Annotated in this window: 29 protein-coding genes and 1 tRNA gene; 11 read left to right on the top strand and 19 right to left on the bottom strand. The window is 65.8% G+C overall.

From position 1 onward, the window contains the following. Positions 1–17 precede the first annotated feature (17 nt). The gene (locus tag MRBLMI1x_RS09105) at positions 18–548 is read left to right on the top strand and encodes a PH domain-containing protein (protein WP_363458341.1); all 531 of its coding nucleotides are present in this window, start codon (positions 18–20) and stop codon (positions 546–548) included. A 39-nt stretch (positions 549–587) separates the two neighbouring features. On the opposite strand, the gene MRBLMI1x_RS09100 is transcribed toward MRBLMI1x_RS09105, so the two are convergent. Continuing rightward, positions 588–962 carry a hypothetical protein gene (locus MRBLMI1x_RS09100; RefSeq protein ID WP_363458339.1) on the bottom strand — a complete coding sequence of 125 codons (375 nt, stop codon included), beginning with the start codon at positions 960–962 and terminating at the stop codon, positions 588–590. A gap of 527 nt (positions 963–1489) precedes the next feature. On the opposite strand from MRBLMI1x_RS09100, the gene MRBLMI1x_RS09090 reads away from it, so the two are divergent. Beyond that, entirely contained in the window at positions 1490–2290 is an 801-nt protein-coding gene (locus MRBLMI1x_RS09090) for a CBS domain-containing protein (RefSeq protein ID WP_248172383.1), read from the top strand. Positions 2291–2352: 62 nt separating this feature from the next. Here MRBLMI1x_RS09090 and MRBLMI1x_RS09085 read toward each other — a convergent pair whose 3' ends face one another. From MRBLMI1x_RS09085 to MRBLMI1x_RS09050, 8 genes are all read right to left on the bottom strand, one after another. Continuing rightward, positions 2353–3075 (bottom strand): YidC/Oxa1 family membrane protein insertase, encoded by a 723-nt coding sequence (locus MRBLMI1x_RS09085; RefSeq protein WP_363458337.1) that lies wholly within the window; start codon positions 3073–3075, stop codon positions 2353–2355. Positions 3076–3159: 84 nt separating this feature from the next. Continuing rightward, positions 3160–3432: a hypothetical protein gene (locus MRBLMI1x_RS09080; RefSeq protein ID WP_363458335.1), complete on the bottom strand. Its 273-nt coding sequence runs from the start codon at positions 3430–3432 to the stop codon at positions 3160–3162. Positions 3433–3801: 369 nt separating this feature from the next. Beyond that, positions 3802–4647, bottom strand: coding sequence for a DUF4435 domain-containing protein (locus tag MRBLMI1x_RS09075; RefSeq protein WP_363458333.1), 846 nt, complete (start codon positions 4645–4647; stop codon positions 3802–3804). Next, the gene (locus tag MRBLMI1x_RS09070; protein WP_363458331.1) at positions 4628–5992 is read right to left on the bottom strand and encodes an AAA family ATPase; all 1365 of its coding nucleotides are present in this window, start codon (positions 5990–5992) and stop codon (positions 4628–4630) included. Before MRBLMI1x_RS09070 ends, MRBLMI1x_RS09075 begins: the two co-directional genes overlap by 20 nt. Next, complete coding sequence (locus MRBLMI1x_RS09065) at positions 5989–9117, bottom strand: type I restriction endonuclease subunit R (protein WP_363458329.1); 3129 nt, start codon at positions 9115–9117, stop codon at positions 5989–5991. The genes MRBLMI1x_RS09070 and MRBLMI1x_RS09065 overlap by 4 nt, the downstream gene beginning before the upstream one ends. Beyond that, on the bottom strand, positions 9114–10307 hold the full coding sequence (locus MRBLMI1x_RS09060; protein WP_363458327.1) for a hypothetical protein: 1194 nt from the start codon (positions 10305–10307) through the stop codon (positions 9114–9116). Before MRBLMI1x_RS09060 ends, MRBLMI1x_RS09065 begins: the two co-directional genes overlap by 4 nt. A 68-nt stretch (positions 10308–10375) precedes the next feature. After that, complete coding sequence (locus tag MRBLMI1x_RS09055; RefSeq protein WP_363458325.1) at positions 10376–12325, bottom strand: type I restriction-modification system subunit M; 1950 nt, start codon at positions 12323–12325, stop codon at positions 10376–10378. A 195-nt stretch (positions 12326–12520) separates the two neighbouring features. After that, positions 12521–12592, bottom strand: a tRNA-Arg gene (locus MRBLMI1x_RS09050). A 47-nt stretch (positions 12593–12639) separates the two neighbouring features. Between MRBLMI1x_RS09050 and MRBLMI1x_RS09045 the strand changes: the two genes are divergently transcribed. Continuing rightward, positions 12640–13455: an endo alpha-1,4 polygalactosaminidase gene (locus MRBLMI1x_RS09045; RefSeq protein WP_363458323.1), complete on the top strand. Its 816-nt coding sequence runs from the start codon at positions 12640–12642 to the stop codon at positions 13453–13455. A gap of 9 nt (positions 13456–13464) precedes the next feature. Here the strand turns inward: MRBLMI1x_RS09045 and MRBLMI1x_RS09040 are convergent, their stop codons facing one another. Next, a complete protein-coding gene (locus tag MRBLMI1x_RS09040; RefSeq protein WP_311870683.1) occupies positions 13465–14289 on the bottom strand; it encodes a GIY-YIG nuclease family protein in 825 nt (274 codons plus the stop codon). A 196-nt stretch (positions 14290–14485) separates the two neighbouring features. Continuing rightward, a complete protein-coding gene (locus tag MRBLMI1x_RS09035; RefSeq protein ID WP_363458321.1) occupies positions 14486–15124 on the bottom strand; it encodes a uracil-DNA glycosylase in 639 nt (212 codons plus the stop codon). A gap of 54 nt (positions 15125–15178) precedes the next feature. On the opposite strand from MRBLMI1x_RS09035, the gene MRBLMI1x_RS14525 reads away from it, so the two are divergent. The 3 genes from MRBLMI1x_RS14525 (at position 15179) to MRBLMI1x_RS09020 (ending at position 17426) form a co-directional block, all read left to right on the top strand. After that, entirely contained in the window at positions 15179–15565 is a 387-nt protein-coding gene (locus MRBLMI1x_RS14525; protein WP_414685574.1) for an endo alpha-1,4 polygalactosaminidase, read from the top strand. A gap of 166 nt (positions 15566–15731) precedes the next feature. Further along, the gene (locus MRBLMI1x_RS09025) at positions 15732–16337 is read left to right on the top strand and encodes a hypothetical protein (RefSeq protein WP_311857380.1); all 606 of its coding nucleotides are present in this window, start codon (positions 15732–15734) and stop codon (positions 16335–16337) included. A gap of 117 nt (positions 16338–16454) precedes the next feature. Beyond that, on the top strand, positions 16455–17426 hold the full coding sequence (locus tag MRBLMI1x_RS09020) for a CPBP family intramembrane glutamic endopeptidase (protein ID WP_363458319.1): 972 nt from the start codon (positions 16455–16457) through the stop codon (positions 17424–17426). 5 nt (positions 17427–17431) lie between these two features. On the opposite strand, the gene MRBLMI1x_RS09015 is transcribed toward MRBLMI1x_RS09020, so the two are convergent. The 3 genes from MRBLMI1x_RS09015 to MRBLMI1x_RS09005 form a co-directional block, all read right to left on the bottom strand. Beyond that, positions 17432–17668 (bottom strand): hypothetical protein, encoded by a 237-nt coding sequence (locus tag MRBLMI1x_RS09015; protein ID WP_363458316.1) that lies wholly within the window; start codon positions 17666–17668, stop codon positions 17432–17434. A gap of 74 nt (positions 17669–17742) precedes the next feature. Then, positions 17743–18693, bottom strand: a complete 951-nt coding sequence (locus tag MRBLMI1x_RS09010; RefSeq protein ID WP_363458313.1) for a hypothetical protein — start codon at positions 18691–18693, stop codon at positions 17743–17745. Between the two features lie 25 nt (positions 18694–18718). Beyond that, complete coding sequence (locus tag MRBLMI1x_RS09005; RefSeq protein WP_363458311.1) at positions 18719–19417, bottom strand: hypothetical protein; 699 nt, start codon at positions 19415–19417, stop codon at positions 18719–18721. Between the two features lie 111 nt (positions 19418–19528). Between MRBLMI1x_RS09005 and MRBLMI1x_RS09000 the strand changes: the two genes are divergently transcribed. From MRBLMI1x_RS09000 to MRBLMI1x_RS08990, 3 genes are read left to right on the top strand one after another with little or no spacing between them, the layout of a single operon-like run. Then, complete coding sequence (locus MRBLMI1x_RS09000; protein WP_363458308.1) at positions 19529–20086, top strand: TetR/AcrR family transcriptional regulator; 558 nt, start codon at positions 19529–19531, stop codon at positions 20084–20086. Further along, entirely contained in the window at positions 20083–21225 is a 1143-nt protein-coding gene (locus MRBLMI1x_RS08995; protein WP_363458305.1) for a GDSL-type esterase/lipase family protein, read from the top strand. Before MRBLMI1x_RS09000 ends, MRBLMI1x_RS08995 begins: the two co-directional genes overlap by 4 nt. Positions 21226–21234: 9 nt before the next feature. Continuing rightward, positions 21235–22083 (top strand): LysM peptidoglycan-binding domain-containing protein, encoded by an 849-nt coding sequence (locus MRBLMI1x_RS08990; RefSeq protein WP_363458302.1) that lies wholly within the window; start codon positions 21235–21237, stop codon positions 22081–22083. 2 nt (positions 22084–22085) lie between these two features. Here MRBLMI1x_RS08990 and MRBLMI1x_RS08985 read toward each other — a convergent pair whose 3' ends face one another. The 4 genes from MRBLMI1x_RS08985 to MRBLMI1x_RS08970 are packed head-to-tail and all read right to left on the bottom strand — an operon-like array spanning position 22086 to position 23995. After that, positions 22086–22475: a VOC family protein gene (locus MRBLMI1x_RS08985; protein WP_363458299.1), complete on the bottom strand. Its 390-nt coding sequence runs from the start codon at positions 22473–22475 to the stop codon at positions 22086–22088. Further along, positions 22472–22750: an ArsR/SmtB family transcription factor gene (locus MRBLMI1x_RS08980; protein ID WP_311857395.1), complete on the bottom strand. Its 279-nt coding sequence runs from the start codon at positions 22748–22750 to the stop codon at positions 22472–22474. Before MRBLMI1x_RS08980 ends, MRBLMI1x_RS08985 begins: the two co-directional genes overlap by 4 nt. 32 nt (positions 22751–22782) lie before the next feature. After that, entirely contained in the window at positions 22783–23682 is a 900-nt protein-coding gene (locus MRBLMI1x_RS08975) for a TolB family protein (protein ID WP_363458296.1), read from the bottom strand. Between the two features lie 19 nt (positions 23683–23701). Continuing rightward, positions 23702–23995: a hypothetical protein gene (locus MRBLMI1x_RS08970; protein WP_020096881.1), complete on the bottom strand. Its 294-nt coding sequence runs from the start codon at positions 23993–23995 to the stop codon at positions 23702–23704. On the opposite strand from MRBLMI1x_RS08970, the gene MRBLMI1x_RS08965 reads away from it, so the two are divergent. Beyond that, positions 23994–24398: a hypothetical protein gene (locus tag MRBLMI1x_RS08965; RefSeq protein ID WP_363458293.1), complete on the top strand. Its 405-nt coding sequence runs from the start codon at positions 23994–23996 to the stop codon at positions 24396–24398. The genes MRBLMI1x_RS08970 and MRBLMI1x_RS08965 overlap by 2 nt on opposite strands. Here the strand turns inward: MRBLMI1x_RS08965 and MRBLMI1x_RS08960 are convergent. Beyond that, positions 24350–25138, bottom strand: a complete 789-nt coding sequence (locus MRBLMI1x_RS08960; RefSeq protein WP_363458290.1) for an SDR family NAD(P)-dependent oxidoreductase — start codon at positions 25136–25138, stop codon at positions 24350–24352. The genes MRBLMI1x_RS08965 and MRBLMI1x_RS08960 overlap by 49 nt on opposite strands. Positions 25139–25258: 120 nt before the next feature. On the opposite strand from MRBLMI1x_RS08960, the gene MRBLMI1x_RS08955 reads away from it, so the two are divergent. Continuing rightward, positions 25259–26149: an AraC family transcriptional regulator gene (locus MRBLMI1x_RS08955; RefSeq protein WP_363458287.1), complete on the top strand. Its 891-nt coding sequence runs from the start codon at positions 25259–25261 to the stop codon at positions 26147–26149. Positions 26150–26152 lie beyond the last annotated feature (3 nt).

The raw sequence follows: 26152 nt of genomic DNA, 5'->3' as shown, positions 1-26152 counted from the left end.
ATCAAGGGAGAAAACAGGTGGGCAAAGCAGAGAAGCTAGTAGAGCAGGCCCGAGCGCATCTAGAGCCCGGCGAGCAAATCGCCGCCGCTGTCATGGGCGCCTACGAAGTCAAGATCATGGGCAACGACAGCATTCGCAATGGCGTCCTCATTGCAACCGACCGGCGAATCGTCTTCTACGCGAAACGACTTGGTGGGTTCGACATGGAGTCGTTCCCATACGGCAACATCTCGTCCTTCGAGCATGGGAAGACGATGATGGGGCACCACGTCAACCTCTTCGCGTCCGGAAACAACGTTCACGTGAAGTGGCTGCAGCCGGCGGAGGATTTTACGAGGGTGATCGACCACGTGAAGCGAGCTATGAGCAGCAAACACCAGCCGTTCCCGCCGCAAGCTCCCGAAACCGGTCACAACGCACCTCGTGTGCCCGCGCAACCTAACGACGTCCTCGAGACCCTTCGAAAGCTCGGCGAACTCCGCGACGCGGGGGTCGTCACTCCGGCGGAGTTCGAACTGAAGAAGGCGGAGCTCCTCGCCCGGTTGTGACGGATGGACCGCGCCGATCATGCGCTCCCGCTCTACTGCTCACCCGTACACCCGTCTGCGCACCAACCGCTGCCCTAGCGTCCATGTCACCGTCGTCAGCAGGTAGATCCCCGCCGCGAGCGGTACGAACAGCGCCACGACCGCGGTTATGAACTGCATTGCTCGGAGCATCGCCACCGGAACGCCCGGCATCCCCTCGACGGGCGTGATCCGAAACGCCCGCCGTGTGATCTGCCCCACCGCCGCAATCGCGAGCACGAGGCATCTGATCACCAGCCCGGTCGCGAGGCCGGCGGTGCCGGTCGTGACGGCGTGGAGCAGGCTCGTGCCGAGCGGAACGCCGAGCGGAACGCCGAGCGGGGTCTGCGACAGCAGCTCGTTGGTGTGCCCGGCGAGGTTCGGGTGGATGAACACGGAGTACAGCAGGCCGACGATCGGCGCCTGGATGTGGATCGGCAGATCGCGAACATGGTCGTATACCTCGCGTCACCGCCGGCGTCAGCGACGACCGGTGGCGCGCTGCGGGTTGACGGCCGGTATATGGACCGCATCTTGCCGTGAGGCAGGAGCCTGGTTGCGGTTGCGCGGTCTGATCCTCGGAGGCGCGCAGAGGACATCGATCGCAGGTGGATATGGCATCGCAGACTTGGCTAGGTTGTCCCCAGGGGCACACACGCCGGACCAAAGATGGATGCTGGTGATCTTCGATTATGTGTGCACGGGGGAATATGACAAACGCAACACCACGGACCGATTCGCTTCATTCGCTTGCCAGGTCAGGCGATCTCATCACCGTCCGAGAGCTAATTTCGTTATGGGGAGCAAAGGGCCGTGGATCCGCGGTCCGGGAGGAAGTATCAACTTCCATACGTTCTCTCGGCCTCGCAACTGAGCCGCCATTCACCTACGGCACACTCGACACACTTGTGAGGATTGTGAGTTTGGAAGATGCGCAGGCTGCGCGGCAGAGGACCGCAGAGTCCGAGCGACCGAGCGCCACGAAGGAATCCTCGCTGGCAGAAGATGAGGTCGACACGCTTCACGTCGGACAGATCCCGTCCGCACTAGCGGGCATCACATCGGTTGAGCCTGGGACGCCAATCGAGCATGCTCAGACTTTGATGATCAAGCACGACTACTCACAGCTCCCCGTTATGAAGGAGACGTTGGTAGGTGTCGTCAGCTGGGAGAGCATTGCCCAGGCCTCGCTCCAAAAGAAGGTCTCTTCCGTTGATGACTGCATGGTCACACCGGTGACCGTTGCCCAGGACGCCGATCTTCTCGCGAGCATTGAACTGATCGTCAGTGCTGATTACGTCATAGTCCTCGGCCCGGATGCCGCACCGACGGGAATCGTCACCACGGCCGACCTGGCCGGGCAATTCGACCGGGTTGCGAGGCCGTTCCTGACGATCGGCGAATGCGAGCGAGAACTCCGGCGACTCCTTGATCGCCACTTCGATAAGGACACGCTCCATGCCGCGACCAAATACAAGAAGAAGGAGAAACGTGGCGCAGCCGCCATGACAATCGGCGACATCAAACACTTCGTAGATCGCGCTGAGAACTGGAAAGCACTCGGCCTGAGACTTTCGAGGGAAGCGTTCGTGGAATGGGTAGATCTAGTGCGTCAGCTCCGGAACGAGATTGCCCATTTCAATCAAGACGAAGACTCGATGATGATGCTTGATCAAGTAAGCAACCTGACCAAGTTCCTTCGCACCTTGAAGCCCGTTAGCTGAGGCAACAGCAACGACCACATACTCACGAGCAGCCAGCCCTCGTCGAGCAGTCAGCAGCCGTCTCACCCGTAAACCCGCCTGAGCACGAGCCGCTGCCCCAGCGTCCACGTCACCGTCGTCAGCAGGTAGATCCCCGCCGCGAGCGGCACGAACACCGCCACCACCGCGGTCATGAACTGCAGAGCCCCGAGCATCGCCACAGGAAGGCCCGGCACCCCCTCCTCCGGCGTGATCCGAAACGCCCGCCGCGTGATCTCCCCCACCGCAGCGATCGCGAGCACGAGGCATCCGATCACCAGCCAGGTCGCGAGGCCGGCGGTTCCGGTCGAGACGGCGTGGAACAGGCTCGTGCCGAGCGGAACGCCGAGCAGGGTCTGCGACAGCAGCTCGTTGGTGTGCCCGGCGAGGTTCGGGTGGATGAACACGGAGTACAGCAGGCCGACGATCGGCGCCTGGATGAGGATCGGCAAGCAGCTGGCGAACGGCGACACGTTCTCGGAGCGGTAGAGCTCCATGGTTTCGCGTTGCAGGCGCTCCCGGTCACCGCGGTAGCGGGTCTGGAGTTCGCGCAGACGCGGCGCGAGACGGATGCGCGCTTGGTCGGCTTTGGCTTGGGCGATGCCTGCGGGGATGAGCGCCGCCCGCACCACGAGGGTCACGAGCACGATGGCGAGCGCGCCCGCGAGCGTTCCCGTCCACGGGGTGAGGAGCGAGGTCAGGCCGATGAGGCCGCGGGAGGTGAGGTCGAGCAGGGTCGAGATGACGGGCAGGGTGGTGATGTCCACGGGGTTCCGTTCGTCGGAGCGATCAGGGTCGGCTGATCGGCCGCGAACGGACGCCGAGGCACACGGTGCCCGGACGGTTCGACGCTACGCGGCCGCAGTCACCCAACTGGGCCCGCGACGGCGGATGTGTCCCGGCGCATCGGGGTCGCTCTGTCCGAGCGGCGCCGTGAGTTCGGTGCGTCGCGTGGGATGCGGGGCTGATCCGCGACTGGATGGGTGGAGTGCGGTCGCGAGGAGCGCGAGGGTGAGGACGGCGAGCGCAAGTAGGGCGACGGTGAGGGCGGACACGGTCATCGACGGATCGACGGCGATGAGCCCGAAGACCTCGAGAACGACAAGCAAAAAGTTGTAGATCATGCCACCTCCCCTGCCCGTGGCGCCGTGGCTGTCAGATTAACGGATGCCGCGTCTCATACGAAGCTCGACCGTCTCGCCACGTCGGTCCCTTTGCGCGCGGCGGTGGAAGCCGCCGAGACGAACGCGGGGCCCGAACGGAAGCCCGAGAGTGGTGCGGACCTCGCGGTTCCAGCGTGCTACCGCCAAGCGGCAAGCGGGCCGGACCCGTCTGCGAGCGTCGAGGAAGCGAGTACTACCTGGAGAACCGGGGCGCAGGCGGTACCGCACTTCGGAGGGCTCGAACATGGTTAGGCCTTTTGCATAGCGATTCGAACCGACAACTTCCGGCCAAATCATGTTGCGGTACATCGACCATGGACGGCGCGAGCGTCATGCCGCCAAACTTCGCAATTCTTCTTCCGCCGCAGCGAGCGACTCCCGGATGGAACTCAACCAGCGCGAATGGGCCAACGCTAATCCACCGCTAGAACGAATCTGCGCAGCGATCAGCTCCTCACCCACCGCGGTGTGAGACAGAGACGCGAATTTAGTTCGGAGCGATAGCCCTGCGAACGCTGCGACATCTTTGCCGCGTGGCCCCCGCCCGTCAGGCGGCACCTGAGCGCTCGCCGCGACAACGTCATCAGCAATTGCCCGACTTTCGCTGACACTCAGCAAGCTGGCGGCATAGCGCCGAGTGTCCAAGGTGAGAGTGGTCTTGTTCGCCTTCGATGTCGGATCGACTGCGTCGAATCGCAAGGACCAGCCATTCACTCGATTGGCATATCGCATGCCCGCAAGAGGCAGTGCCGAGTCGAGTACCAGCTGAGCCGCGGCGCTCGGTCCTCCAACCGCACTGAGTTTTGACGCTGAGCCGAGATGCTCTAGTAAGTGCTGAAGCACGCCCAAGGAAATGAGCATCGCCTCCAGGTCTCGCCCCTCGTAGGTATGCACCATGCCATGGAGGTCGTGATCCGGCTCGTCATCAAAGTCAGCGTCTACGATCGCGCGGACACCGACTTCGCCCATATGATTGAGCGCCCGCACCGCGGCGAGGGCTTTCGGCTTCCCGTCTGCGGCGAATAGTGTCACCCGCTCCACATGAGCCCGAAGGACGAGTAGGTCGTCCGAACCCTCGACGATGAGTACTGGTGATTTATCTACTTGACGGTGTTGACGAATGCGATCCTCGAGACGATCTAGGTCTCGCAGCGACTCACTCATCGAAGTCGTCATTTAGATCATCCAGATCATCCGCAGGCATCAAGGGGATCTGAGAAGCGAGTTCGAGCTCTTCCGTCAAGTCCCATCGGCCGTTGATGATTCCCGCTGAATGAGTAGCAAGGACGACCTGCAGATTGCTCAATGCAGCAACGCGGGTGATGTCTGCGAGAAACGCGTGCTTCCATGCCGCGTGAAGCGAGATCTCGGGCTCGTCAATGAGGACCAGGGATCCGGGGCGTGCTGCGAATAGCAGGAGCGTGAACAACGCCACAAGATGCTGTTCGCCAGATGACAGCCTCGCCACAGGCAGGCGATGACCGGCAGCGTTATGGAACTCGAGACCACCGCGCGCCGAGATCGAAGTTACCTTTCCCGACGGCGCCAACTTGGTGTCGAGGATGTCGCGAAGTGCTTCGAGTTTTTCATTGACCGGTAGCAACGGCTCGAGTCTCCGGTCCCAGTCATCTAGGAAAACGCTCAGGATTCGCCGGTCCGTTGGGGTGGTCTTGTCAGGGAACGCCATCGGCCTCTCCCCTACCGCCAAGCCGTTCCGAGCTAGAGCCTCGTATCGCTCTACCGTCTCGTCATAACGCTTATGAAGGTCTGACTCTCGGATTGTCGAACGGGCGCCCTGCAGAGCACGTCGAGCGAAGCTGAGGTCTGCGCTCTGCGTGGCCTGCACTGAGGCTCGTCGCGCCTCTGTGATTTCCTCGCTGAGCATTTGCGTGTAGCCGCGAATCCTCGACGCCGCCGCGCTGCTAGATCGAATACGACGGCCGCCCCACTCGCCAAGCATGCGCGAGTCCTCGGCTCGTGCGTCTAGACGCCAGGTGTCGATGAAGACTGGACGGTTCCCGCCGCAGAGCTCCGCTATTGCGGGTACCTTCTTGACGCGCGTCGCGAGCACATCTGCTTCGAAGTCGTACCGACGACGCAACTCGTTCTCCGTCACGTGGGTGCCCGTACGCTCGTTATACCAACGGCCGGATGCCGTCTTCACAAATCCGGGAGGCAGCGCGCGTTCACTTTCGAGCTCCGCAAGCGTGAACCTGATGCTCTCTGTCGCTTCATCGGTCGAGCTGGACGCGGACATGCGAACAGTTGGTCCGTCAGAGCTAATCTCTCGCTCGACGACAAGCGACTTGCCGTCGCTGAACTCGAGCTTGAGAGTGTTATAGATCGTTCCGACGAGCGTCTGACCGTCGAGTGCAAGAGCGGCGGCCGTCAAGCGAAGCACGTGAGTCTTTCCCGCACCGTTGGGCGCAACAACGATGGTTGGCTCGGTCGAACGAAGATGCACCTCATGACGGGCGTATCCGAACAACCCGACGATCTCAATTCTGGTAACAGTTCTCACGGCGTTTCCTCGCTACTCGATCCCGTCCCCGCCCTTTTCAGGTGCTCGTAGAGCATGGCCGGCAGCGCTCTACTCAAGGCAGAGAACAGTCCGTTGTCACTCAGCAGGTCGTCAATAAACATCGGCGTCTCTTCCCGCACCTCGACTACTGCCTTAGTGAACGCCTTCGGCAACGCAGGCGATTCGGCAAACTGTTGCGGGGTGTTCACCTCCGCCTGTTTCGCGAGATCGTAGTCCAGTGCGAGCTTGCCGACGATGTGATTCATCGTGATATCGATCACGCCTACACCGTACTTGTCACCGAGGCGCTCATTGAGCTTCTGGATGATTTCCTCGAGCGCGCTCCGATGCTTCTCGTGAATCGCGCCCGATCCGATCGCCATGATCGGATCCAGCCCCGGACCCTGCTCGAGGTTCAGCTTCACGGGCTCGCCCGCGCTGATCTTGTAGCCGACGAGGGTCACATTCGAGATGTCGACGGGTTCGAGGATCGTCGCGGTCGACAGTTGCGGGAGGATGCGGCGAAAGAAGTAGTGCCGGCGAGGCAGGTCGGTGTCTTCGAGGTTGCGGGCTTGGGAGATGAAGTCGTAGAACTTCACGAAGTTGCCCACGTCAGCTTTGAACAGCCGCAACTCGTCTTGCTCGGCCTTGTCGTCATCCAGCACCGCCGCGACCCATCGCTTCTGGAACCGGTCCACCGCCGGCTTCGTGGCGGCCGACACCTTCGAGTTCGCGTTCGCCCCACCAACGAGGGCGGCGTCGAACGCCTGCTCGACCTCCGACATGTCGTAGATGCCGGCCGAGTCGAGTTTGACCACGAGGTCGTAGATCAGGTTCGGGTCGGTCGTCGCGGTGAGCGTCGCCTTCCGGTAGTAGGGCAGGAACGCGTCCAGCACCTCCTGCGGGTCGTTGACGAAGTCGAGGACGAAGGTCTTGTCTTTCCCTGGGTAGGTCCGGTTCAGCCGGGACAGGGTCTGCACGGCCTGGACGCCGCCGAGCTTCTTGTCGACGTACATCGCAATAAGCCGGGGCTGGTCGAATCCGGTCTGGAACTTCTCCGCCACGATCATCACGTTGAACGTCGCTGGCTTGAACGCGTCCGCAAGATCCGACGGCACCCCCGGATTCTGAGTGCGCTCCGTCAGTCCCTCACCGACATCCTCCGGGTCCTCGACCGTGCCCGAGAACGCGACCAGCGATCGCACACCCCGCACTCCGGCATCGGCGATGTAGTTGTCGAGGTACTTCTTCCATCGCACGGCCTCCACCCTCGACCCTGTGACCACCATCGCCTTCGCCTTGCCGTCCAACAGTGGCTGTACGAAGGTGCGGAAATGGTCGACGACGATCTTCGCCTTCTGACTGATGTTTGTTGGATGCAGCCGCACGTACTGCACGAGCGCCTTCACCGCCGTCGACTCGTCGACCTCCCCGCCATCGTCGTAGTCGGAATCGGGATGCTGCAGCTTCCACGCCACTTTGTACGGCGTGTAGTTCTGCAGCACGTCGAGGATGAAGCCCTCTTCGATCGCCTGCTGCATCGAGTACAGATCGAACGGCTCCGGAGTCGCATCGGTTCCCATCCCCTGCGGGACCCGCCCGAACAGCTCGAGAGTCTTTGCCTTCGGGGTCGCGGTGAACGCGAAGTAGGAGATGTTGGGAGCAGCTGCCGTGACCTCCATCGCCCACTGCAGGTACGCCTCCGAGTTGATCGGAGCGCCTTCTGCCGCCGCGGCCTGCTCGTCCGGGGATAGCACCTTGGTCAGCGCGCCGGCGGTGGATCCGGTCTGAGATGAGTGGGCCTCGTCCGCAATCACCGCGAACCGGCGCCCCTGCAACTCCGGCAGGGTCTGGATCGCGGTGATGAGTGCCTCGAACGACTGAATCGTCACGATCACGATGTTCTTGCCACCGGTCAACGCTGCGGCGAGCTGCTTCGACTTCGACTCACCCGCATCCTTCGTGATCGACTGCACCACCCCGGCCTGCTTCTCGAACTGGCCGATCGCATCCTGCAGCTGCTTGTCCAGCACCGTCCGGTCGGTAACCACCACGACCGTGTCGAACACCCGCGCATTCTGATCGTCATGGAGTTGGGAGAGACGGTGCGCAAGCCACGAGATCGAGTTCGTCTTTCCCGATCCCGCCGAGTGCTGCACCAGGTACCGGTTGCCCGCACCCTCAGCCCCCGCCGCCTCGACAAGCCGCGTCACGGCACGCCACTGGTGGTACCGGGGGAACAGCACCTTCTCCGACTTCGACTTCTTGCCCGTGTCGGGGTCGACGTCGACCTCGACCTGCAGGTGAACGAAGGAACCCAGCAGCTGCAACCAGGTGTCGCGCTGCAGGATCTCTTCCCAGAAGTAGGAGGAGGCGGAACCTTCAGGGTTGGCTGGGTTCCCCGCACCCTCATTCGCGCCCTTGTTGAAGGGCAAGAACCGAGTGGCGGCGTCGGCGAGGCGCGTCGTCATCCGCACCTCGGAGTTCGACACCACGAAATGCACCAGCGACCGCTTCGCGAACCCGAACAGCGGTTCACCCGCCGGCGACCGGTCGAACCGGTACTGGTCAACTGCGTTGCCGATCGCCTGCGTGAAGTCCGTCTTCAACTCGATGGTCGCGACCGGGATGCCGTTCACGAACAGCACCAGATCCAACGCCTTGTTCGGATGCTTCACCGAGTAACGCACCTGACGCATCACCCGCACCCGCATCTTCGCGTAGGTGTCGAGCGTTTTAGGGTTGTTGGTCGTCGCCGGCCGGAACTGCGCCAGACGGAACTTCACCGCACCACCGTGCAGCGGCACGATCGAGAAGCCCTCGTGCAGAATCCGGATCGTGCCCCCGTTCTTCAGAGGATCCAGGTCCAGCGACTTCGCAAGGCGATGCAGGATGCTGTCGCCCGCTGCCTTTCGCTGGTCGTCGGTATCTTCGGGCCGGACAACCTTCGCGAACTCGATCGGCTGCGAATCCTCGAGCCAGCCGAGCACGTCCGTGCGAAACAGCGCGAGCTCACGGTCGTAGCCGGCGTCGGTCGGCGAGTACAGCCAGCCGTTCGCGGCAAGATGCTCGGCGATCTCGTTCTCGAGCACCGACTCCAGATGCGCCCCCGCAACACCACTCATGCAGCCACCCCCACATCGATCTTGCCCGTCACCGCAGCCGAGATCAGCGCGGCACGACGCTGTCGCGCCAATTCGACTCCTCGACGCGCTGTGCCCACCGCAGCGTCAATGTCCGCAGTCCGTTGCTCGATGTCCTCAGCAATCGCGCGCTGTTCGCGGTAAGGCGGCACTGCGACGTACTCGTTGAAGTACGCCGACTGATCGAGGTTCTGGATCCCGGTGGACTGCTTGAGCGACCTCTCGGTGATGCGCAGCCGATACATCGCTCCATGGACGTAAGTCCAGAACTTGGGATCCATTCCCTCTCGCAGCTCCACCCGAGCTACGAAGTTCGAGCAAACTGCTGGCTCATCTCGGTCGTAGAGCACGACGAAGCCAACCGGAGACTTCTCTCCACCGCCGGACTTTTCGAGCAGCAGATCACCGTTTCGCAGCGTTCGACCAGCGCGCTCAGATGGCGTCAGCTTCCGAAGCGTGTGCGCATCATCATGGATCCGTTGCATTGGCCGATCGAAATCTGCAACGCGCACGCACCGCAAGTCGTCGTCGCCACCTTCCGGGTCGGCGCCCCAGACACCGTTCCGTGCGCGGGCTACTGTCGACGCCAACCGCTGAACGGACCAATGGCTTGGAACCTCTCCCAGCCACTCCACCTCGCTCGCCTGGAGCGAGGCTCCGGCGTCAGTACCGCGGGTGACTGCGTGGGCAATGACCGCGGCGCGCCGTTCGGTGAGGAGGGTGATGAGTTCCTCGTTCTTCGCGATGAACGCGTCGATCTGCGCCGTTTCCCGATCCAGATAGTCCGCAATTGTCCGCTGCTCACCGGGGGCGGGGACGTAGGTGTCGATTGTTCGCAGTACTCGAAACGGAACTTCAGTGGTCCTCACCGAACCACTGTCATCACCGGCCGCGATTCCCCGCTCCCGTTTGACCATCTCGGCCGTGAAGGCCTGCGACTTCATGAGATAAACGACGTAGCGCGAATCCACTCCGTTGCGAGGGCGCATCACCTCGTAGTGGTAGGTGACAAGCCCAGCTTCCTGCGCCACCCCCATCGCACCGGCCCTAATGCTCATCTTGTTGAACACGATGTCGCCAGCTCGACATGTCTTGTAGTGGTCTAGCGACTCGGCACGACCTGGCGTGCCAGTCAACTCGCTTCGCCTGATCACCCCGCGGGTCTGTGACACCGAGAGGAGCGGAAGCTTTGACCCCGGGATCTTCTTGTCAACGCGCTCAACGAGTGCACCAAAACGAGTCACCGCTCGACCTCGACAAGCATTGCGCGGAGCTGATCCATCACGGCTTCGAGATCACGATCGATTTCCTCGAGCGGGCGGGGTGGGACGTACTGGTAGAAGTGGCGAGTGAAGGGGATCTCCGCGCCTTCCTTGGTCTTGGAGTGGTCGATCCACGCGTCCGGCGCGTACGGGAGGACTTCGCGGGCGACGTAGGCGTCGACGTCCTCGTCCCACGGCACGTTCTCGGTGTCGCGGAGCGACGCATCCGACTCCGGGCTACCCTTCGTGTCGGTGCAGATGTCGGCGCTGTCATCCTGCTCACCGAGCTCCGCGGTCACGGTCTTGAGCAGCGGTGCGGGAAGGGTGAGGCCTTCGGCTTTCGCGGCATCCTTCAGAACCTTTTGGAACTCGGCACGGTTCTTCCAGACCGTGTCGGTGCGGAGCCGGTCGAGCGCAGCACGCAGGGCGGCGGCATCCGTCTCGTTCAGTTTCTGGATGGCCTTGGCTTCGAAGACAGTGTCGATGCGTTCGGGGGTGGCGTGCCAGTTGAGCTTGAGGGGGCGTTCGACGGCAATGGTGCGGTAAAGGAAATCTTCGTTGTGGAAGATCTTCGAGTGCTCGCCGTCCTCGAATCCGGCGTACAGGCCGACGATGGTCTCGATGTTCTTCGGGGAAAGTTCGTTGCGCTTGGAGCCGAGGCCCTTGCGGAGCTTGGTGAACATCTCGCGGCTGTCGATGAGCTGCACCCGGCCCTTGCGGTTCTGGTCTTTGCGGTTGGTGAGGACCCAGATGTAGGTAGAGATGCCGGTGTTGTAGAACATATCCTTCGGCAATCCGATGATCGCTTCGACGAGGTCATTGTCGAGCAGCCACTTGCGGATGTTCGACTCGCCACCGCCGGCGCCGCCGGAAAATAGCGGTGATCCATTGAGAACGATTGCCATGCGGGATCCGCCGTCTTCGGGCTTGCGCATCTTCGACACCAGGTGCAGCAGGAACAGCATGGCGCCGTCGCTGACGGCGGGGGTGCCGGGGCCAAAGCGACCGTTGAAGCCGAGTTTGGTGTGCTCGTCGTCAACATAGGTCCGTTGGTCTTTCCAGTCGACGCCGAACGGTGGGTTGGACAGACCGTAGTCGAACTTCTTGTCGTCGAAGTGGTCCTCGGTGAGGGTGTCGCCGAGGGCGATGTTGTCGACGTCCTGGCCCTTGATGACCATGTCGGCCTTGCAGATCGCGTACGACGCGTCGTTGTAGTCCTGCCCGTACAGGCTGAGCTGGATGCCCGGATTCAGGGTGCGGAGGTACTCGTCCGCGACGGATAGCATGCCACCGGTGCCGGCAGTCGGATCGTAGATCGATCGCACCACTCCCGACTTCGACAGGGCGTCGTCGTCGAGCGCGAACAGCAGCTCGACCATGAGCTTGATGACCTCGCGCGGTGTGTAGTGGTCACCGGCGGTCTCGTTCGACTTCTCGTTCGCGAATCGGATCAGCTCCTCGAACACGAGCCCCATCTGGATGTTGCTGATGGTGCGGGGGTGGAAGTCAGCCTGCGCGAACTTTTCGGTCACCGCGAAGAGCTTGTTCTTCTCCGCCAGCTTGTTCAGCGTCTTATCGAACTCGAACCGCTCGAAGATGTCCCGCACGTTCGGGGAGAACCCGGCCATATAGGAGGACAGGTTCGCACGGAGGTCAGCCGGGTCGGCGACCAGCTTGGCGAAGTCGAACGGGGACGTGTTGTAGAACTGGTGGTCGGATGCCTCGGTGAGCTTGATCGTCTGGAGCATCTCGGGAAGCGACTCGATGCCCTTCGCCGCCTCGAGGACGGCGGGCTTGGTGTCGGCGAGTACCGCATCCAGGCGGCGGAGCACGGTGAACGGAAGAACGACCGATCCGTACTCCGAGGGCTTGAACGGGCCGCGAAGAGACTCGGCGATATTCCAAATGAAGGCGACGTGATTCACCACAGGTGGGCACTCCTGCTGTAGAGCTCGAAGATCGAGCGGCCGAGCGGCCGCGATTCATTCATCCTCGCCTATTCGTGGCAGGAATGCGTTGTGCCCTCGTTGTCAGACGGCGACTGGGGTGAGACCCGGGGCGCGCATCGACATCCGAGATGATCACGGGTCTGCGCGGAAGGCGCGACTGCATGCAAAGATCGGTGCCCCTGGAGGGACTCGAACCCCCAACCGTTTCCTTAGGACGGAACTGCTCTTCCATTGAGCTACAGAGGCTGGCCCGTCGAGTCTACCGATCCCCCGGCGTCCGGTAGGTTCGCGACATGACCGTCCGGCGCGCACTCGCCCTGCTCGCCGCAACTGCACTGCTACTCGCCGGATGCGCCGACCAGTCGGCGCATCCACACGACCCGCCCGCCGGGCCGCAGTTGCCGCCCGCGGGCGCCCAGCTCGACTACCAGCTCGGCGGCGCCTACGATCCGCCCGACGGTGTCGACATCGTGGTGCGCGACCGGACCGCGGCATCCATTGATGACCTACACTCCGTCTGTTACGTCAATGGCTTCCAGACGCAGCCGGGCGAGCTTGACGCTTGGCCCGACGACCTCCTCCTTCGCGATGACGAGGGCCAGCCGATCATCGACCCGGACTGGCCGGACGAGGTCATCCTCGACACCCGCAAGGCGCGCGACATCGCGAAGGTCGTCGAGCCGTGGATCCGCGACTGCGCATCCGACGGCTTCGACGCGGTCGAGTTCGACAACCTCGACACGTACACCCGCACCGGCGGCGCTCTCAGCCGCGACGACGCGCTCAACCTCGCGACTCTGCTCGTCGACATCGCACACGACGTCGGACTCGCGGCCGGGCAGAAGAACGCCGCCGAGGATGCCTCGTTCCTCCACTCGCGCGCCGGCTTCGACTTCGCGGTCGTCGAGGAATGCGCGGCCTACGAGGAATGCTCCGCCTACACCGAGGTCTACGGCGACCACGTCCTCGCCATCGACTACACCGACAACCTCCCCCGCCCGTGGGACGAGGTCTGCGCCGACCCGGTGACACCGGCATCCGTCGTTCTGCGGGATCGGGATCTCGTCACGCCGGATGATCCGGGGTACGTGTTCGAGACGTGCGGCTGAGCGCCGAGGCTACTCGTCCGCGAACTCCGACCGACCGATGTACAGCGTCGTCAGCTTCAGCGCCTTAGCAACGGTGTCGAGGAAGTCCTCGTTCGTGAGGAACCATTCCTTCCCGACCTCACTGCGATTGAGGCCACGACGCCGCGGATTGCCATGCCCCGCGGTGTCGAGAAGCTGATGGAACATTCGCTCCGTGTGACCGAGCTCCGGCGTCTCGACGGAGTAGACGCGGAGGAGCGCGAGCGGCTCCGGCATGTGGGCTCGGGCTCCACTCGAGTGTTGCTTGATACGAGCGCTGACATCCTCGGCCCGCCCGACCTTGATGAGCGTGTTGCCCCGGGCCTGGTCGACGGGGCTCTCGAGGTACCACCCGTATGAGAACGCGTAGATCCCGGGAACCCCTCGAAGCCGCTCCAAAGTCGAGAGAGCGTCGCGTTCTTGCTGCTCGTTGTCTTCAACCTCCTGGACGGTGGGCTCAGCGTCCGACTCGGCTGCCTCGACGGCTGATCGATGCGCCAAGAGAAGCTGCATGGCGTCGCGAGAGAGCACGTCACGCCCAGCCTTGACCAGAGAGTTCAGCGAACTGAGTGTCGCCTTTCGAAGCGTGGACCCACCTGGCACCTTTCCATGAAGCGCGGCGTTCGCGTACGTCCGATAGGAGTACACAAAACCAACGGTTGCGACATTGAGCTGCTGAGCGATCTCATCAGGCGCAAAGCCCTGCTCGTCTAGCCGGAACACCTCGCCGAGCCGTCCGTCGTTGTCTCGAATGAGGTTCGCAATCTCTTCCGTCGGACTCGGCGTCGACATTGCTTCGGCAGGTTCGTAGGGCATATCTGTCACAAGGCGAGGTTACGTCGTAGCTCTCATGGGGGACGGCCTACCCTCCGAACCGGTCACCCCGGCGGCTACAAACGTCACTGCACCCACGACAAGGAACCTGTCGCTGTCGAGCTCTCACCATTGCTCGCCCTCATCGACGGTTCTCGGAGAGCCAACCATTCCCGCCAGCAGCTACTCTGCGCGCAACTCAGCGCCTCGAGAGCGTCCCTGCGACGGCCCTCAGGTCTGCGACGAGAGCGTCGCGTTTCCCGGGCTGCGCCATCGACTGCGGTCCGGGATGCCAAGTGTCGACGACGCTCACCGGTAACCGACCCGACGGGTCGACGAACTTTCGCCATCCGCGCTGCGCGAATCGTCCCGATAGAACCACGACCTCCAACACCGGAAGTAACTGCATCAGCTCGCGCAGTGCAGCCGACCCGTCAGCGAGCTCGGCCGCGTTCGGCTTGACGGACGCGGGGCCGAGGTACCAGGGGACGATGTTCCAGGCGAGAAAATGATCGTGGAGCGCAGCAGCATCCCGCGCCAACCAGAGATTGGCGGCCGTCGCATCGTTGTTGTCGACCGAGATGAAGCCCGAACCGGGACGAACATTGCCACTGAGAGCGTTGGCCATTGGCCCCGGGGCCTCGAGAACGAAGAGCACCCGGGCATCGACGCCCGCCTCCGCGGGATCGAAGCGAGGAACGACGCGGCCGTCGGCGCGCTGCTCCAGATCCGACGCCCACTCGCGTAGGGGCTGGACACTCGGGATCGTCGTGAGCATCTCGAGACGCTCGTCGAGGATTTTCGCGGACCGAAGGCCTTTCGGTGCGGGGAGGAACATCGCCTCAGGCTAGTAGGCGCTCCCTCAGTCCCAGGCCCCCATGAGACCTCAAGGGTGCAGATCGACTCCTCGGGCCGCGCGCGAACCTCTCCCCCGACGCCCTCATCCGCGCGGCGCTCGACCCCATGGACGCCGACGGACCTGACGCGCTCTCGCTTCCTCCACGCGCGCGCCGGCTTCGACTTCGCCGTCGTCGAGGAGTGCGCGGCTTACGAGGAATGCTCCGCCTACACCGAGGTCTACGGCGATCACGTCCTCGCCATCGAGTACACCGACAACCTCCCCGCCCGTGGGACGAGGTCTGCGCCGACCCGGAGACACCGGCATCCGTCGTTCTGCGGGATCGGGATCTCGTCACGCCGGATGATCCGGAGTACGTGTTCGAGACCTGCGGCTGATCCGCACCGAGCCGCTAAACATGATCGAACGAAAAGGCGGTAGCGCGAGCGACGTGCCAGCATGTCCAGACTCAGAACGACCTCATTTAGACGCCACACCCAGGCTGTTACCCATCCGTATGCATGAAGTAGGCGATCGCGGAACGCACCTGGCAGGATGCGTGCAAGCGTCCAATCAGCAGAGCGCATACGACCGAAGGATTTCACCGTTGATTGATCGGGATACTTTCGACTCCCTGCTCGAGGCCTACAGCACGTTTTCCTCGTGGGCCGTGTGGGCTCGTCGAGAGGCGGGAGAACCGGCGAAGGCGCGAGTGGGTGATTTGAGCGTGCTGGACCCTGACCAGAACGCGGAGCTTCTCGGCGACCTCAACCCCAGCGTGGTTCTTCTTGGGCTGAACGCGTCGAGCCGAGGCGTCGAGATGAAGGCGGAACCGTGGCGGAACTTCCACGACCCGTCTGGCCGCGCGCAGGACTACAAGATTCGTTTCGCCTTCCGGGATACGCCCTACTGGGGCGCTTATATGACGGATGTGTTCACAGACCTTCCTGAGACTGACTCCAAAATCGTGCGGAAGTGGCGAGCAGAACACCCAGAGGCGGTCGCCACCCATCTCGCCCGCCTTGAGCACGAGCTCGCCGCGCTCGACTCCAACCCTTTGATTCTGGTCTTCGGTCATCTCGCCTACTCATCACTCACGCCCGACTTCCGTCGCAGTCATCGGGTCGTGCGAATTGATCACTACTCGCGTTTCATGAACCAGGAGCGCTACCGCGAAAAGGTCCTTGGGCAGATAGCCGCGGCCACCGTCTGACCTTCACTACCTGACAGCACACTCCCGCTCCCTGGGCCAGAACCCGGGGCTCGGCTGATGTGACTGCCGACTGACCACACCGGCGGAAGCACCTCGCCACCAGGAGGCCACCCCACCATGAGCACGTACCCCACCCCCGCGGCATCCGCCCCCACCACTCCGGACACCCGCGGAACCACCACCGTCCCGTGGATCGCCGTCATCGCGTTCACCGTCATCGCGTGCGGGCTCGCCTGGCTCGTCACTCTCCCCCTCTGGACGGGTGACGGCCTCGCCACCCCCATCGCACCACTGCTCCTGCCGGTGATGATGTTCACGCCGGCCGTCGCCGCGCTCATCGTCACCCTGTTCCTGCGCCGCACCGCCGGACGGCGGGCCTGGCGCATGCTCGCCCTCGTCCCGATCAAGCCTCTCGGTCGCTTCTTCGGCCTGCTCGGCATCGGACTCGCCATCGCCGTCCTCGTGCCGGTGCTCGCCACGTTCATCGCCGCTGCGACGGGCGCGCTGCAGCTCGACCTCGTCAACTTCTCCGGCTTCGCCGCGGCCCTCGACGCTCAGCTCGAGGCGGCCGGCACGCCGAACATCGAGATCCCGGTGGCGGCGCTCGTCATCACCCAGCTCGCCTTCATCCCGGTCGGCGCCGTGATCAACTCGTTCCTGGCGTTCGGCGAAGAGCTCGGCTGGCGCGGCTGGCTGCTCTCCGCACTCCGCCCCCTCGGCACCTGGCCGGCGCTGCTCATCATCGGCGTGATCTGGGGCCTCTGGCACGCGCCGATCATCCTGCTCGGCTACAACTTCGCCGAGCCCAACCTGTTCGGGGTCGCCCTCATGGTGATGGGATGCCTCAGCTTCGGCATCCTGCTCGGCTGGCTGCGCCTGCGATCCGGCAACGTGTGGCCCGCTGTCCTCGGCCACGGTGCGTTCAACGCCGCCGCCGGGTTCGCGTTCCTCGTGTCTTCGCCCGATCTGCAGCCGCTCGCCGCGTCACCGCTCAGCTGGCCGGGCTGGCTCGCGTGCGCCGCGGTCATTCTCCTGCTGCTGGCGCTCGGCCAGTTCAAGAAGTCCCGACTGCCGCAGACCGGCGCCTGACGCGCTCAGGCGTCGGGCGACGATCCCGACGGCGGCTCGTCGCTCTCGCGCTTCTTCCCCCAGCCGGTTTCGCGCCGCAATTGCACGAACCCGGCGGAGATGAGCACCAGCGCCACGACGATGAACAGCACCCGCACCCAGGCATTCAGGCCCGGGAACAGCAGGTTCGGCAGGGCACCGGCGAAGGTCGCGCCGATGAAATACCAGACTGCGACCGGGGTCTCGTTCTTTGGTTCAGTCATCGCGTGCTCCTTCCGTCCTCAACGACGGTAGGCGGCGGGCACAGCGGCACGCCTCCCCCGCGCGGCGGAGATCGCTACTCGGCGAGCTTCTGCTCGGTGTGGGCGATGCGCTCGCGGCGCCACTCCGCCGACGACACGTGCAGATCGCTGAGAGATGCCCGGCGGAACACGGCCTCCGCGGCGCTCGCACCGACTCCGAGCAGCGACTCGATCGCCGCGACCGCATCGTCCTCCGTCGTCGTGCCCGCGATCGCCGAAGCGATCTCGGGGAGGCGAGGGCCGGCATCCAGAATTGCCCGCTGCTCGAGGAGATCCGCCGCCAGAGCCGCCCGGTCCTGGTCCGATCCCTCCCAACGCTCGTTCGCCTGGGCATTCTTGACGGACTCCGCAGTCACCTGAATCTGCAGCGGCTCGGCCACCACCCGAAGCGGAACCAGCCAGGCATGCAACGTGTTCTCGCCCGGCACGACCGCCGCCCACGCATCCTCGTGGATATCGACCGGCACGCGCGCGTACTCGCCCGGGTCGAGCGGCACCGCCGGCATCCCGCCCGACGCCGCCCAGGTCATGAGCACCCTCGACTCGTGCGCACCGGTCACGGAGCCGACCACCTGGAACGAGTCACCGTCGGGCTCCCAGCGCTGACTGCCGGTGTTGACGACATCGATCACGAAACCATCCGGACCGGCATCCGGCCGGGCCACCGACGGCCACCGCAGAGCGAGGCCGCGACGGCGCTCGGCGTGACTGGCCCGCAGCCGCTCAGGACTGTCGACGAACCACACCTCCTCCCCCGGCCGCAGGTACGCAACCCACCACGATGTCCGCTCGGCATCCAGCGGAGCTCCGACGACCGCCTCGTCGCCACGTTGCCGCAGCACCCGCCAACCGTCCGACACCGGCGCCTCGACGGGCCCCACTCCAAGCCGGGCGGCAAGCTCGGCGAAGGGTTCACCCCCGCCGGCCACAGCAGCAGGATCTACAGCGGAATGGCCGATACGCGGGAGCTCGTCGTCCGGGTTCATGCGGCCATGCTCGCACGGCCGGTGCTCAGCCCACCGGCACCCGCCGCCGCGCCCCGACGCAGACGCCGATCGCCGCGATCGCCAGCACCCCGACGCCGCCCCACACCCAGCCGGCGAACGACCTCCCGGCGGGCGGCGCGGCATCGCGGACGGCCTGCGCTGTCCTCTCCGAGACCAGCGTCGCGACCTCACCGACAGGCGTCCCCGCGCGGATGTCGGAGAACGTCGCTGAGCCGACCGGTGTCGCGACGTCGTCCCACACCGCGTACCAGGCGGCGACCGTCGGATCCGAGACCAGTGCGGCATCCGCGTCGACATCGACGATCGCGGCGGCCGTCGCAGCATCCCCGTCGACACCTGCGAACTCGGCCACGCTGTCCGGAGACTCACGCCACACCCGGTAGATCGCCAGCGCCTCACCTGAGGACGACAGCACCGGCGCCACCCACTCGTCGAGCGCCGTCACCGGATCGCCGGCGTCGCCGGCGACCAAGGCGTCGCTCCAGCGATACACCCGGTGCACGGGACCGAAGGATGCCGCGTCTTCGAGCGCGGGCAGGGTGTCGACCTGATCTCGCACGTCATCGATCGCGGTGTCCGAAAACGCCGCCACCACATCGGGGGCGACCTCTGCGGAGGCGTACGCCGCCGGGACCGCCCCTGCGCCGAGGAATCCGACCACCACGACGATCACCGCCGCAACGCTGAACCGCTTCGTCTCCATCGCTGTGCCCTCCCCCGCCCTCTCGCTCAACGTAGCGTCGGCCCGCACTGCGCCGGATCACGATCCGGCCTCAGTCGCCACCAAAACCTAAAGGGTGTAGGTTTAATCCTCGTGCCCCGCGCGAACCTCTCTCCCGACGCTCTCACCCGAGTAGCGCTCGACCTCATCGACGCCGGCGGACCGGGCGCGCTCTCGATGTCGGCGCTCGCCCGACGCGTCGGCGTGCAGACCGCCAGCCTCTACGCGCACGTCCGCGACCTCGCTGCGCTCCGCAGCGCGGTCCAGGCCGCAGTCTTCCACGAGCTCGCCGACACGATCGGCGGCACGCCCACCCTCCGCGACCTCGCGAACGCGCAGCGCTCCTATGCCTTCGACCACCCGGCCCGCTGGGCGATGATCTCGCAGCCGGTCGAACGCAACGAGATCACCGGGCCGGCGGCATCCCGCATCTCGGCGCTCGTCGTCGGCTCGCTCGGCGACTACGGCCTGCCCGAGAGCGAAACCGTGCACGCGGTGCGCTTCGCGAGCGCCACCATCGCCGGCTACCTCGCCCTCGAATCCGCCTCGTCGTTCGCCCACCGCGACGAGGCCACCGACACCTCCTGGGAGCGCGCGCTCGACGCCCTCGACCGCGCCCTCCGCACCTGGACCCCCAAGGACCCCGCATGATCGACATCGCCCTCGACACGATGACCGTCCGCGGACTCGCCGAGCTCGAACCCACCGCCCGCGGCCTGCGCCTGCACCGCCTCCCGGCCTGGATCCGCACCCAGTACCCCGACCCGCAGCTGATGGGCGTCGAGGCGCAGCCCGCCGGCGCCCGCATCGCGGTGCGGACCGCGGCATCCCGCCTCGACCTCGACCTCCATGCGACGCGCGCCACGCTCCGCGGACTCAGCCGCCCGCGCGGGCGCGTCGACGTCCGCATCGACGGCGTCCTGCACGACAGCGTCGAGCTCGACGGCGGCGACACCCTCGACACCGACCCGGCCACCGGCATCCGTCAGCTCGTCAAAGGTCCCGCCCAGCGCATCACGGTCGACGGACTCGACCCGCGCGACAAGCTCGTCGAACTTTGGCTGCCGCACAACGAGACGATCGAGCTCATCGCGCTCCACGCCGACGCACCCGCATCCGCCGACACGACCGACCGCCCGCGCTGGGTGCACCACGGCAGCTCGATCAGCCAGGGCTCCAACGCGACGCACCCCAGCTCCACCTGGGTCTCGCTCGCCGCCCGCCGCGCCGGCCTCGACCTGCGCAACCTCGGGGTCGGCGGCAGCGCCCAGGTCGACCCGTTCGTGGCGCGCGTCATCCGCGACACCCCCGCCGACGTCATCAGCGTCGCGCTCGGCATCAACGTCGTGAACGCCGACGCCATGCGGCTGCGCGCGTTCGTCCCCGCCGTCCACGGCTTTCTCGACACGATCCGCGACGGCCACCCCGACACGCCACTCCACCTCATCACGCCGATCTGGTGCGGCATCCACGAGAACACCCCCGGCCCCGGGACCATCGACCCCGAGTCCTTCGCCACCGGCACGCTGCTCTTCGGCGCGGCCGGAACCCCCGGCGACACCGCCGGCGGACGCCTCACCCTCGAGGTCGTCCGCGACGCCCTCGTCGACGTCCACGTCCGCCGGAACGACCCGAATCTGCACCTCGTCGACGGCCTCGCCCTCTACGGCGAAGCGGATGCCGCCACCCACCCGCTCCCCGACCGGCTGCACCCGAGCCCCGAGGCGCATCGCCTCATCGGCGAGCGCTTCGCGGCGCAGGTGTTGAAGATCGCAACGTCGCACCGATAGCGTGCGGGAATGAGCGCCGCACTGCAGATGACCGTCCGACGCTCCGCGTCAGCACGAACAAGCGTCGCTGTCATCGCCGTCGTCATGAGCGTCGCGGCTCTCACCGGGTGCACCATCGACACGGCCGAGCCGGACGCTGGGAAGACGGCAACCCCCGCTCCGGCACAGACAGAGCCGTCGACGACACTCACCGGCGAAGAGCGCGTCGAGCAGGAGAAGATCCGCGAGGCGTGCGCCGCATTCCCGGTGCGCGGGGACACCGGCGCCCGCGGCGAAGCTCAAGGCACCGTGTACGAGAGTGACGGGGAAGGCCTCGCGACCGTCTACACCCTGGCCTCGGGCGACACCCTTGAGGGGATCGCGAACCGATTCTGCCTCGACCTCGAAGAGCTGTACGCGAGATACCAGCCGAGCACCATCACTCTCCTTGCCGGCGAGCACGTCGCCCTGCAGAAGGAGTATGTCGCCGACGCTCGCCGCGCGTCGGGCTACCTCTTCCCAGCCTGCCCGGCCGACGACACCGGGTATCCGATCGTGGCGTCGATCGGTTGGGAGCCGATCGAGGACAACTCCCCCATCTCGCGAGCGAATATCACGGGCGCCCCGATCGACACCGGCACTGCCTATGGCGCGAAGGGCGCCGCGCGCTCCAACGCAGCGGGCGAACTCATCGACTACACCGTGGCCCCGAACGACAACTGGCGCAGCATCCGCGACCGGTTCTGCTTCGACCTCTATTACATGGCGTCACTGACCGGCGGCTGGGCGGACGACGCCCCCGTCATCCACCCCGGCGACGTCATCCCGATGCAACCGCAGTACCGCGAGATCAACACCGGTGCCCCTCCCGCCGACTGACATCAGCCCGCGAACGCCGCGATCTGCAGCAGGTTCCCGACCGTATCGCTGAACACGGCGGTCGTCACCGGTCCGTGGTCGATCGGTGCCTGCATGAACTCCACGCCGAGCCCCTGCAGCCGCGCGTACTCGGCCTGCACGTCGTCGACGCCGAGGACGAAGAACGGGATGCCGTCCTCGAGCAGCGCGTCGGTGAACGGCGGCACGGCGGGGTGGGCCTTCGGCTCCAGCGACAGCTGGGTACCCTCGGGCGCCGCGGGGTCGACGACCGTCAGCCACCGGAACTCCCCCATCGGCACGTCGGCGGCCACGGCGAAGCCGAGCTTCTCGGTGTAGAACTCGAGCGCGCGCTGCTGGTCGTCGACGAACACGCTCACGGTCTGGATCTTCATGACTCTCCTGTGGGAAGGGGCCAGCGCTCCGAGATCTGAGCGAGCGGCCGGGTGTCGATGGTGTGGAACTTGAACTTGCCGCGACGCTCACTGTGCACGAGGCCCGCCTCTTCGAGGACCGCCAGATGCTGCGACACCGCCTGCCGCGAGTGCGTCACGCCGCGATCGGCCAGCCGCACGCACAGCTCGAACAGCGTCTGCCCATCGCGCTCGGCGAGGTCGTCGAGGATCGTCCGACGCGTCTCGTCGGCGAGAGCCTTGTAGACGTCGCCCATCCCGCGAGTATAGGCAAGTGTTTACTTGCCTATCAAGGCCCCACCGGATAGTCGACGTACGCGAAGCGCGATCCGTCCGAGGTCCAGCTGTTCACGTTGATCGTGCCCTGCCCGCCGAACACCGTCGCCACGGTTTCGGGGTGGTGCCAGTGCCCGTTCCGCACGAGGCGCAGCTCGACCTCGACATCCGCCGGATGCCCGTTCGTTCCGGGCGGGAAGCTGATGTAGACGGCGTCGCGGCCCGTCGGCGACGGGTGCGGAAACCAGTTCACCCGGTCGTCGAACGTCAGCTGCTCGAGACCCGAACGGTCGCGCCGCATCCGCGCGATCTGCGCATGCCCCGGCGTCTGGGAGAACTCCTCGGTGTTCAGGTAGATCCACGATCCGCCCGGCGACCACTCGCTGCCGTCGGCGACCTGACCCGTCGTCAACGGCACATCCTCCGACCCGTCGATCCGCGCGGTCCGCAGGTCGGCCGACAGCACCTCGCCGTCCTCGATCGAGAGCGCCGTGTACGCGATCCACGCGCCATCCGGGCTCACCCCGTGCAGGAAGTGCATGAACGGGTCGTCCGGATTCGTGATCCGCACGCCCTCACCGCCGGTCCGCGGCGCCCGGTAGATCTGTCCGTCATTCGCGGACAACAGGATGTCGCCCGACTTCGGCACCAGCACGTGATCGTTGTTGATGGGCGGGATGCCGGTGAACGGCACTTCGACGAAGTCAGCACCGCCGGCATCCGCGTCGATGGACCACAGCAGCCCGCCGCCGTTCAGCAGCAGACCTTCCGGCGCCCAGTTCGGCGCCTCGAGCAGGACCTCATCGGTCTCGAAGATGACCCGGTCGGTGCCGGTCACGACGTCGTAGACGTGGACGCGGCATCGCTGCCCGTCGAGGGCGAAGTCGCGCGGCGGGAAAACGGTGATGGCCATGCCTCACCGTATCCGGCCGTCAGTGGTCGGCGTCGAACTCTTCGTTCTGCGTGCGCATCTGCTGGATGTGCGCCTTCGTCATCTGATCCTTCGGCGTGCCCTGCGTCAGCGACCACTCCGGGTTGCTCTCGGGCCCGCCGAGCACGCACTCCTGGTAGTACTGGCCGAACTCGTTCTCGGCGAGGATCGTGACATACCAGTGCGGCGAGACGGACCGCTCGTACACGGTCGGCTGGCCGATCTGCGTGTCACCCGCGCTCTGACCCGTGCGGTGCTCTTTGGCGCACAGCGTCCCGGCCTGGCCTGCGGTCATGCCCGCGGCATCCGGATCGCCATCCGGATCGGTGCCGTTCGGGGGTTCGACGGGACGCGTCGCGGGCGGACCGGCCGGCGGCGTCGTCGGCGAGACGCCCGGACTCGGGGTCCCCGGCGTCGGTGTACCGCTCGGCGTCGGGCTGGAACCCGTCGGGCTCGGCGACGACGCACTCGGCGACGGCGATGAGATCGTCGGCGTCGGGGACGGCTCGGGAGCGCACCCCGCCAGCATCAGCGCCGCGATCGCCAGCGCACCCGCCACCAGAGTCGTCTTGCGTGCCACGGTGTCCTCCGTCTCGTCGACAGGACAACCATCTCACCCGCGGCGGGCCGCCGACGACCGCACCGCCGATCACCCCACCCGCGCCGCCACGATCCCGCCGTCGATGCTGACCACCTGACCGTGCACGTACGCGGACTCGTCCGACGCGAGAAAGCGCACGGCGTGCGCGATGTCGATCGGCCGCCCCGGCTCCCCCGCCGGCGAGACCGCCGTCATCATCTTCAGGATCTCGAGCGCAGCCGCGTTGCCGGGGGTCAGGATCGCGCCCGGCGCGACGGCATTGACCCGCACGCCGCGGGGCCCGAACTCCGCCGCCCACGCCTGCGTCAGATGCTCGAGCGCCGCCTTCGTCGCCGGATACAAACCGACGTTGGGCGTGCCGATGTGCGCCATCCACGAGGTGATGTTCACGATGACGCCCGACCCCTGCGCGACCATCCCGGGAGCGAGCGCGCCCACCAGGTCGTGCGGCACGCGCACGTTCGTCGCGAGGAGTGCGGCCACGTCGTCGTCCGACAGATCCGGCGTCGGACCGATCGGGAAGATCCCCGCATTGTTCACGAGCACGTCGACACGGCCGCCCAACGCCTCGGTCGCCTGCGCCGCGAACGCCCGCGCGGCGGCGGGACTGTCGGCCAGGTCGCCGGTCACGACGGATGCCGCGCCCCCGCCGTCCGCGATGGCCGCGGCCACGGCTTCGGCTCGACCGACGTCGCGACCGTGGACGACGACGTGCGCGCCCGACGCGGCGAGCACATGGGCGATCGCCTCGCCGATGCCGTTCGAGGATCCGGTGACGATGGCGGTGCGACCGGCGAGGCGCTGGTCGCGAGGAAGGGTGAGGAGGTTCGTGGTCATTCCTCCACCGTGACGGCCGGGCGCCCGACCAGGTTGCCTGATCCGGTCGGATGCTTGCCGGTTCCCGGTCGCGGCGACCCTGCCGGAGCCGGAAGGCCCGGCATCCGCTTCAATGGGCACATGGACGAGCGGACCCGGACGAGCCTCGACCGCGCCGCGGACCGCGTGCGACGGCACATCGACCGCGTCGCCGCGGCCGAGTCGCTCGGGCTGATCCTGGGGCGCACGACCGCTCCAAGCCCGACGATGTTCGTGCAGTACAAGCCGTGCGTCTCGGTCGTCCTCACGGGGCGCAAGGTCTCGGGCGACGACTCCGCGGCGGGTGAGGAATGGGGTCCTGAGCGCTTCCTCATCACGCCCGTCGACCTGCCCCTGTTCGCCCGGGTGAGCGAGACCGGGCCGGCGGGCGACTTCGTGTCGGTCAACTGGCGGATCGACCCCGCCGTCGTCGCCGAGGTCGCCGGACAGCTGCCCCTCCCCGCTGCGTCCGAAGCGCCAGAGCGGCTCGGCACCATGACGGCGGAGATCGCCGACGTCGTCGACCGGATGCTCGCGCTCCTCGACGCCCCCGCCGAAGCCGGCGTCCTCGCGCCGCTGCTGAACCGCGAGCTCATCGTCCGCCTCCTGCAGAGCGACCAGGCTGCACGCGTGCTCGCCGCGGCGACCCACGCGAACGCCGACATCGTCACCGCGGCGATCACGACACTGACCCGCCGGCTGGCCGAACCGTGGACGCTCGACGCGATCGCGGCATCCGTCGGCGCCAGCCCGACCACGGTGAGCCGTCGCTTCCGCGAACTCACCGGCCTCACGCCCATGCGGTACCTCAAGCGACTGCGCCTCGGCGAGGCGCGACGCCTGCTGATCACCGACGGCGACACCGCCGCGCAGGCCGGCGCCGCAGTCGGGTACGTCAGCGCATCGCACTTCTCGCGCGACTACCGCTCTGCGTACGGGCGCTCTCCGGCATCCGATGCGACCGACCTGCGGGAGCGGATGCGGGCGAGCTGACGC

Source organism: Microbacterium sp. LMI1x-1-1.1 (genome assembly GCF_040676205.1).
Taxonomy (GTDB): domain Bacteria; phylum Actinomycetota; class Actinomycetes; order Actinomycetales; family Microbacteriaceae; genus Microbacterium; species Microbacterium aquilitoris.
Note: the sequence above shows the minus strand (reverse complement) of the source record. Positions and strands in the feature narration are given on the sequence as shown.

Excerpts from the sequence above, each read along its gene's own strand:
- MRBLMI1x_RS09080 (WP_363458335.1), bottom strand. The coding sequence starts at position 3,432 with ATGATCTACAACTTTTTGCTTGTCGTTCTCGAGGTCTTCGGGCTCATC.
- MRBLMI1x_RS09075 (WP_363458333.1), bottom strand. The coding sequence starts at position 4,647 with ATGACGACTTCGATGAGTGAGTCGCTGCGAGACCTAGATCGTCTCGAG.
- MRBLMI1x_RS09065 (WP_363458329.1), bottom strand. The coding sequence starts at position 9,117 with ATGAGTGGTGTTGCGGGGGCGCATCTGGAGTCGGTGCTCGAGAACGAG.
- MRBLMI1x_RS09045 (WP_363458323.1), top strand. The coding sequence starts at position 12,640 with ATGACCGTCCGGCGCGCACTCGCCCTGCTCGCCGCAACTGCACTGCTA.
- MRBLMI1x_RS09040 (WP_311870683.1), bottom strand. The coding sequence starts at position 14,289 with ATGCCCTACGAACCTGCCGAAGCAATGTCGACGCCGAGTCCGACGGAA.
- MRBLMI1x_RS09035 (WP_363458321.1), bottom strand. The coding sequence starts at position 15,124 with ATGTTCCTCCCCGCACCGAAAGGCCTTCGGTCCGCGAAAATCCTCGAC.
- MRBLMI1x_RS09020 (WP_363458319.1), top strand. The coding sequence starts at position 16,455 with ATGAGCACGTACCCCACCCCCGCGGCATCCGCCCCCACCACTCCGGAC.
- MRBLMI1x_RS09015 (WP_363458316.1), bottom strand. The coding sequence starts at position 17,668 with ATGACTGAACCAAAGAACGAGACCCCGGTCGCAGTCTGGTATTTCATC.
- MRBLMI1x_RS09010 (WP_363458313.1), bottom strand. The coding sequence starts at position 18,693 with ATGAACCCGGACGACGAGCTCCCGCGTATCGGCCATTCCGCTGTAGAT.
- MRBLMI1x_RS09005 (WP_363458311.1), bottom strand. The coding sequence starts at position 19,417 with ATGGAGACGAAGCGGTTCAGCGTTGCGGCGGTGATCGTCGTGGTGGTC.
- MRBLMI1x_RS08995 (WP_363458305.1), top strand. The coding sequence starts at position 20,083 with ATGATCGACATCGCCCTCGACACGATGACCGTCCGCGGACTCGCCGAG.
- MRBLMI1x_RS08990 (WP_363458302.1), top strand. The coding sequence starts at position 21,235 with ATGAGCGCCGCACTGCAGATGACCGTCCGACGCTCCGCGTCAGCACGA.
- MRBLMI1x_RS08985 (WP_363458299.1), bottom strand. The coding sequence starts at position 22,475 with ATGAAGATCCAGACCGTGAGCGTGTTCGTCGACGACCAGCAGCGCGCG.
- MRBLMI1x_RS08980 (WP_311857395.1), bottom strand. The coding sequence starts at position 22,750 with ATGGGCGACGTCTACAAGGCTCTCGCCGACGAGACGCGTCGGACGATC.
- MRBLMI1x_RS08975 (WP_363458296.1), bottom strand. The coding sequence starts at position 23,682 with ATGGCCATCACCGTTTTCCCGCCGCGCGACTTCGCCCTCGACGGGCAG.
- MRBLMI1x_RS08965 (WP_363458293.1), top strand. The coding sequence starts at position 23,994 with ATGCCCGCGGCATCCGGATCGCCATCCGGATCGGTGCCGTTCGGGGGT.
- MRBLMI1x_RS08970 (WP_020096881.1), bottom strand. The coding sequence starts at position 23,995 with ATGACCGCAGGCCAGGCCGGGACGCTGTGCGCCAAAGAGCACCGCACG.
- MRBLMI1x_RS08960 (WP_363458290.1), bottom strand. The coding sequence starts at position 25,138 with ATGACCACGAACCTCCTCACCCTTCCTCGCGACCAGCGCCTCGCCGGT.
- MRBLMI1x_RS08955 (WP_363458287.1), top strand. The coding sequence starts at position 25,259 with ATGGACGAGCGGACCCGGACGAGCCTCGACCGCGCCGCGGACCGCGTG.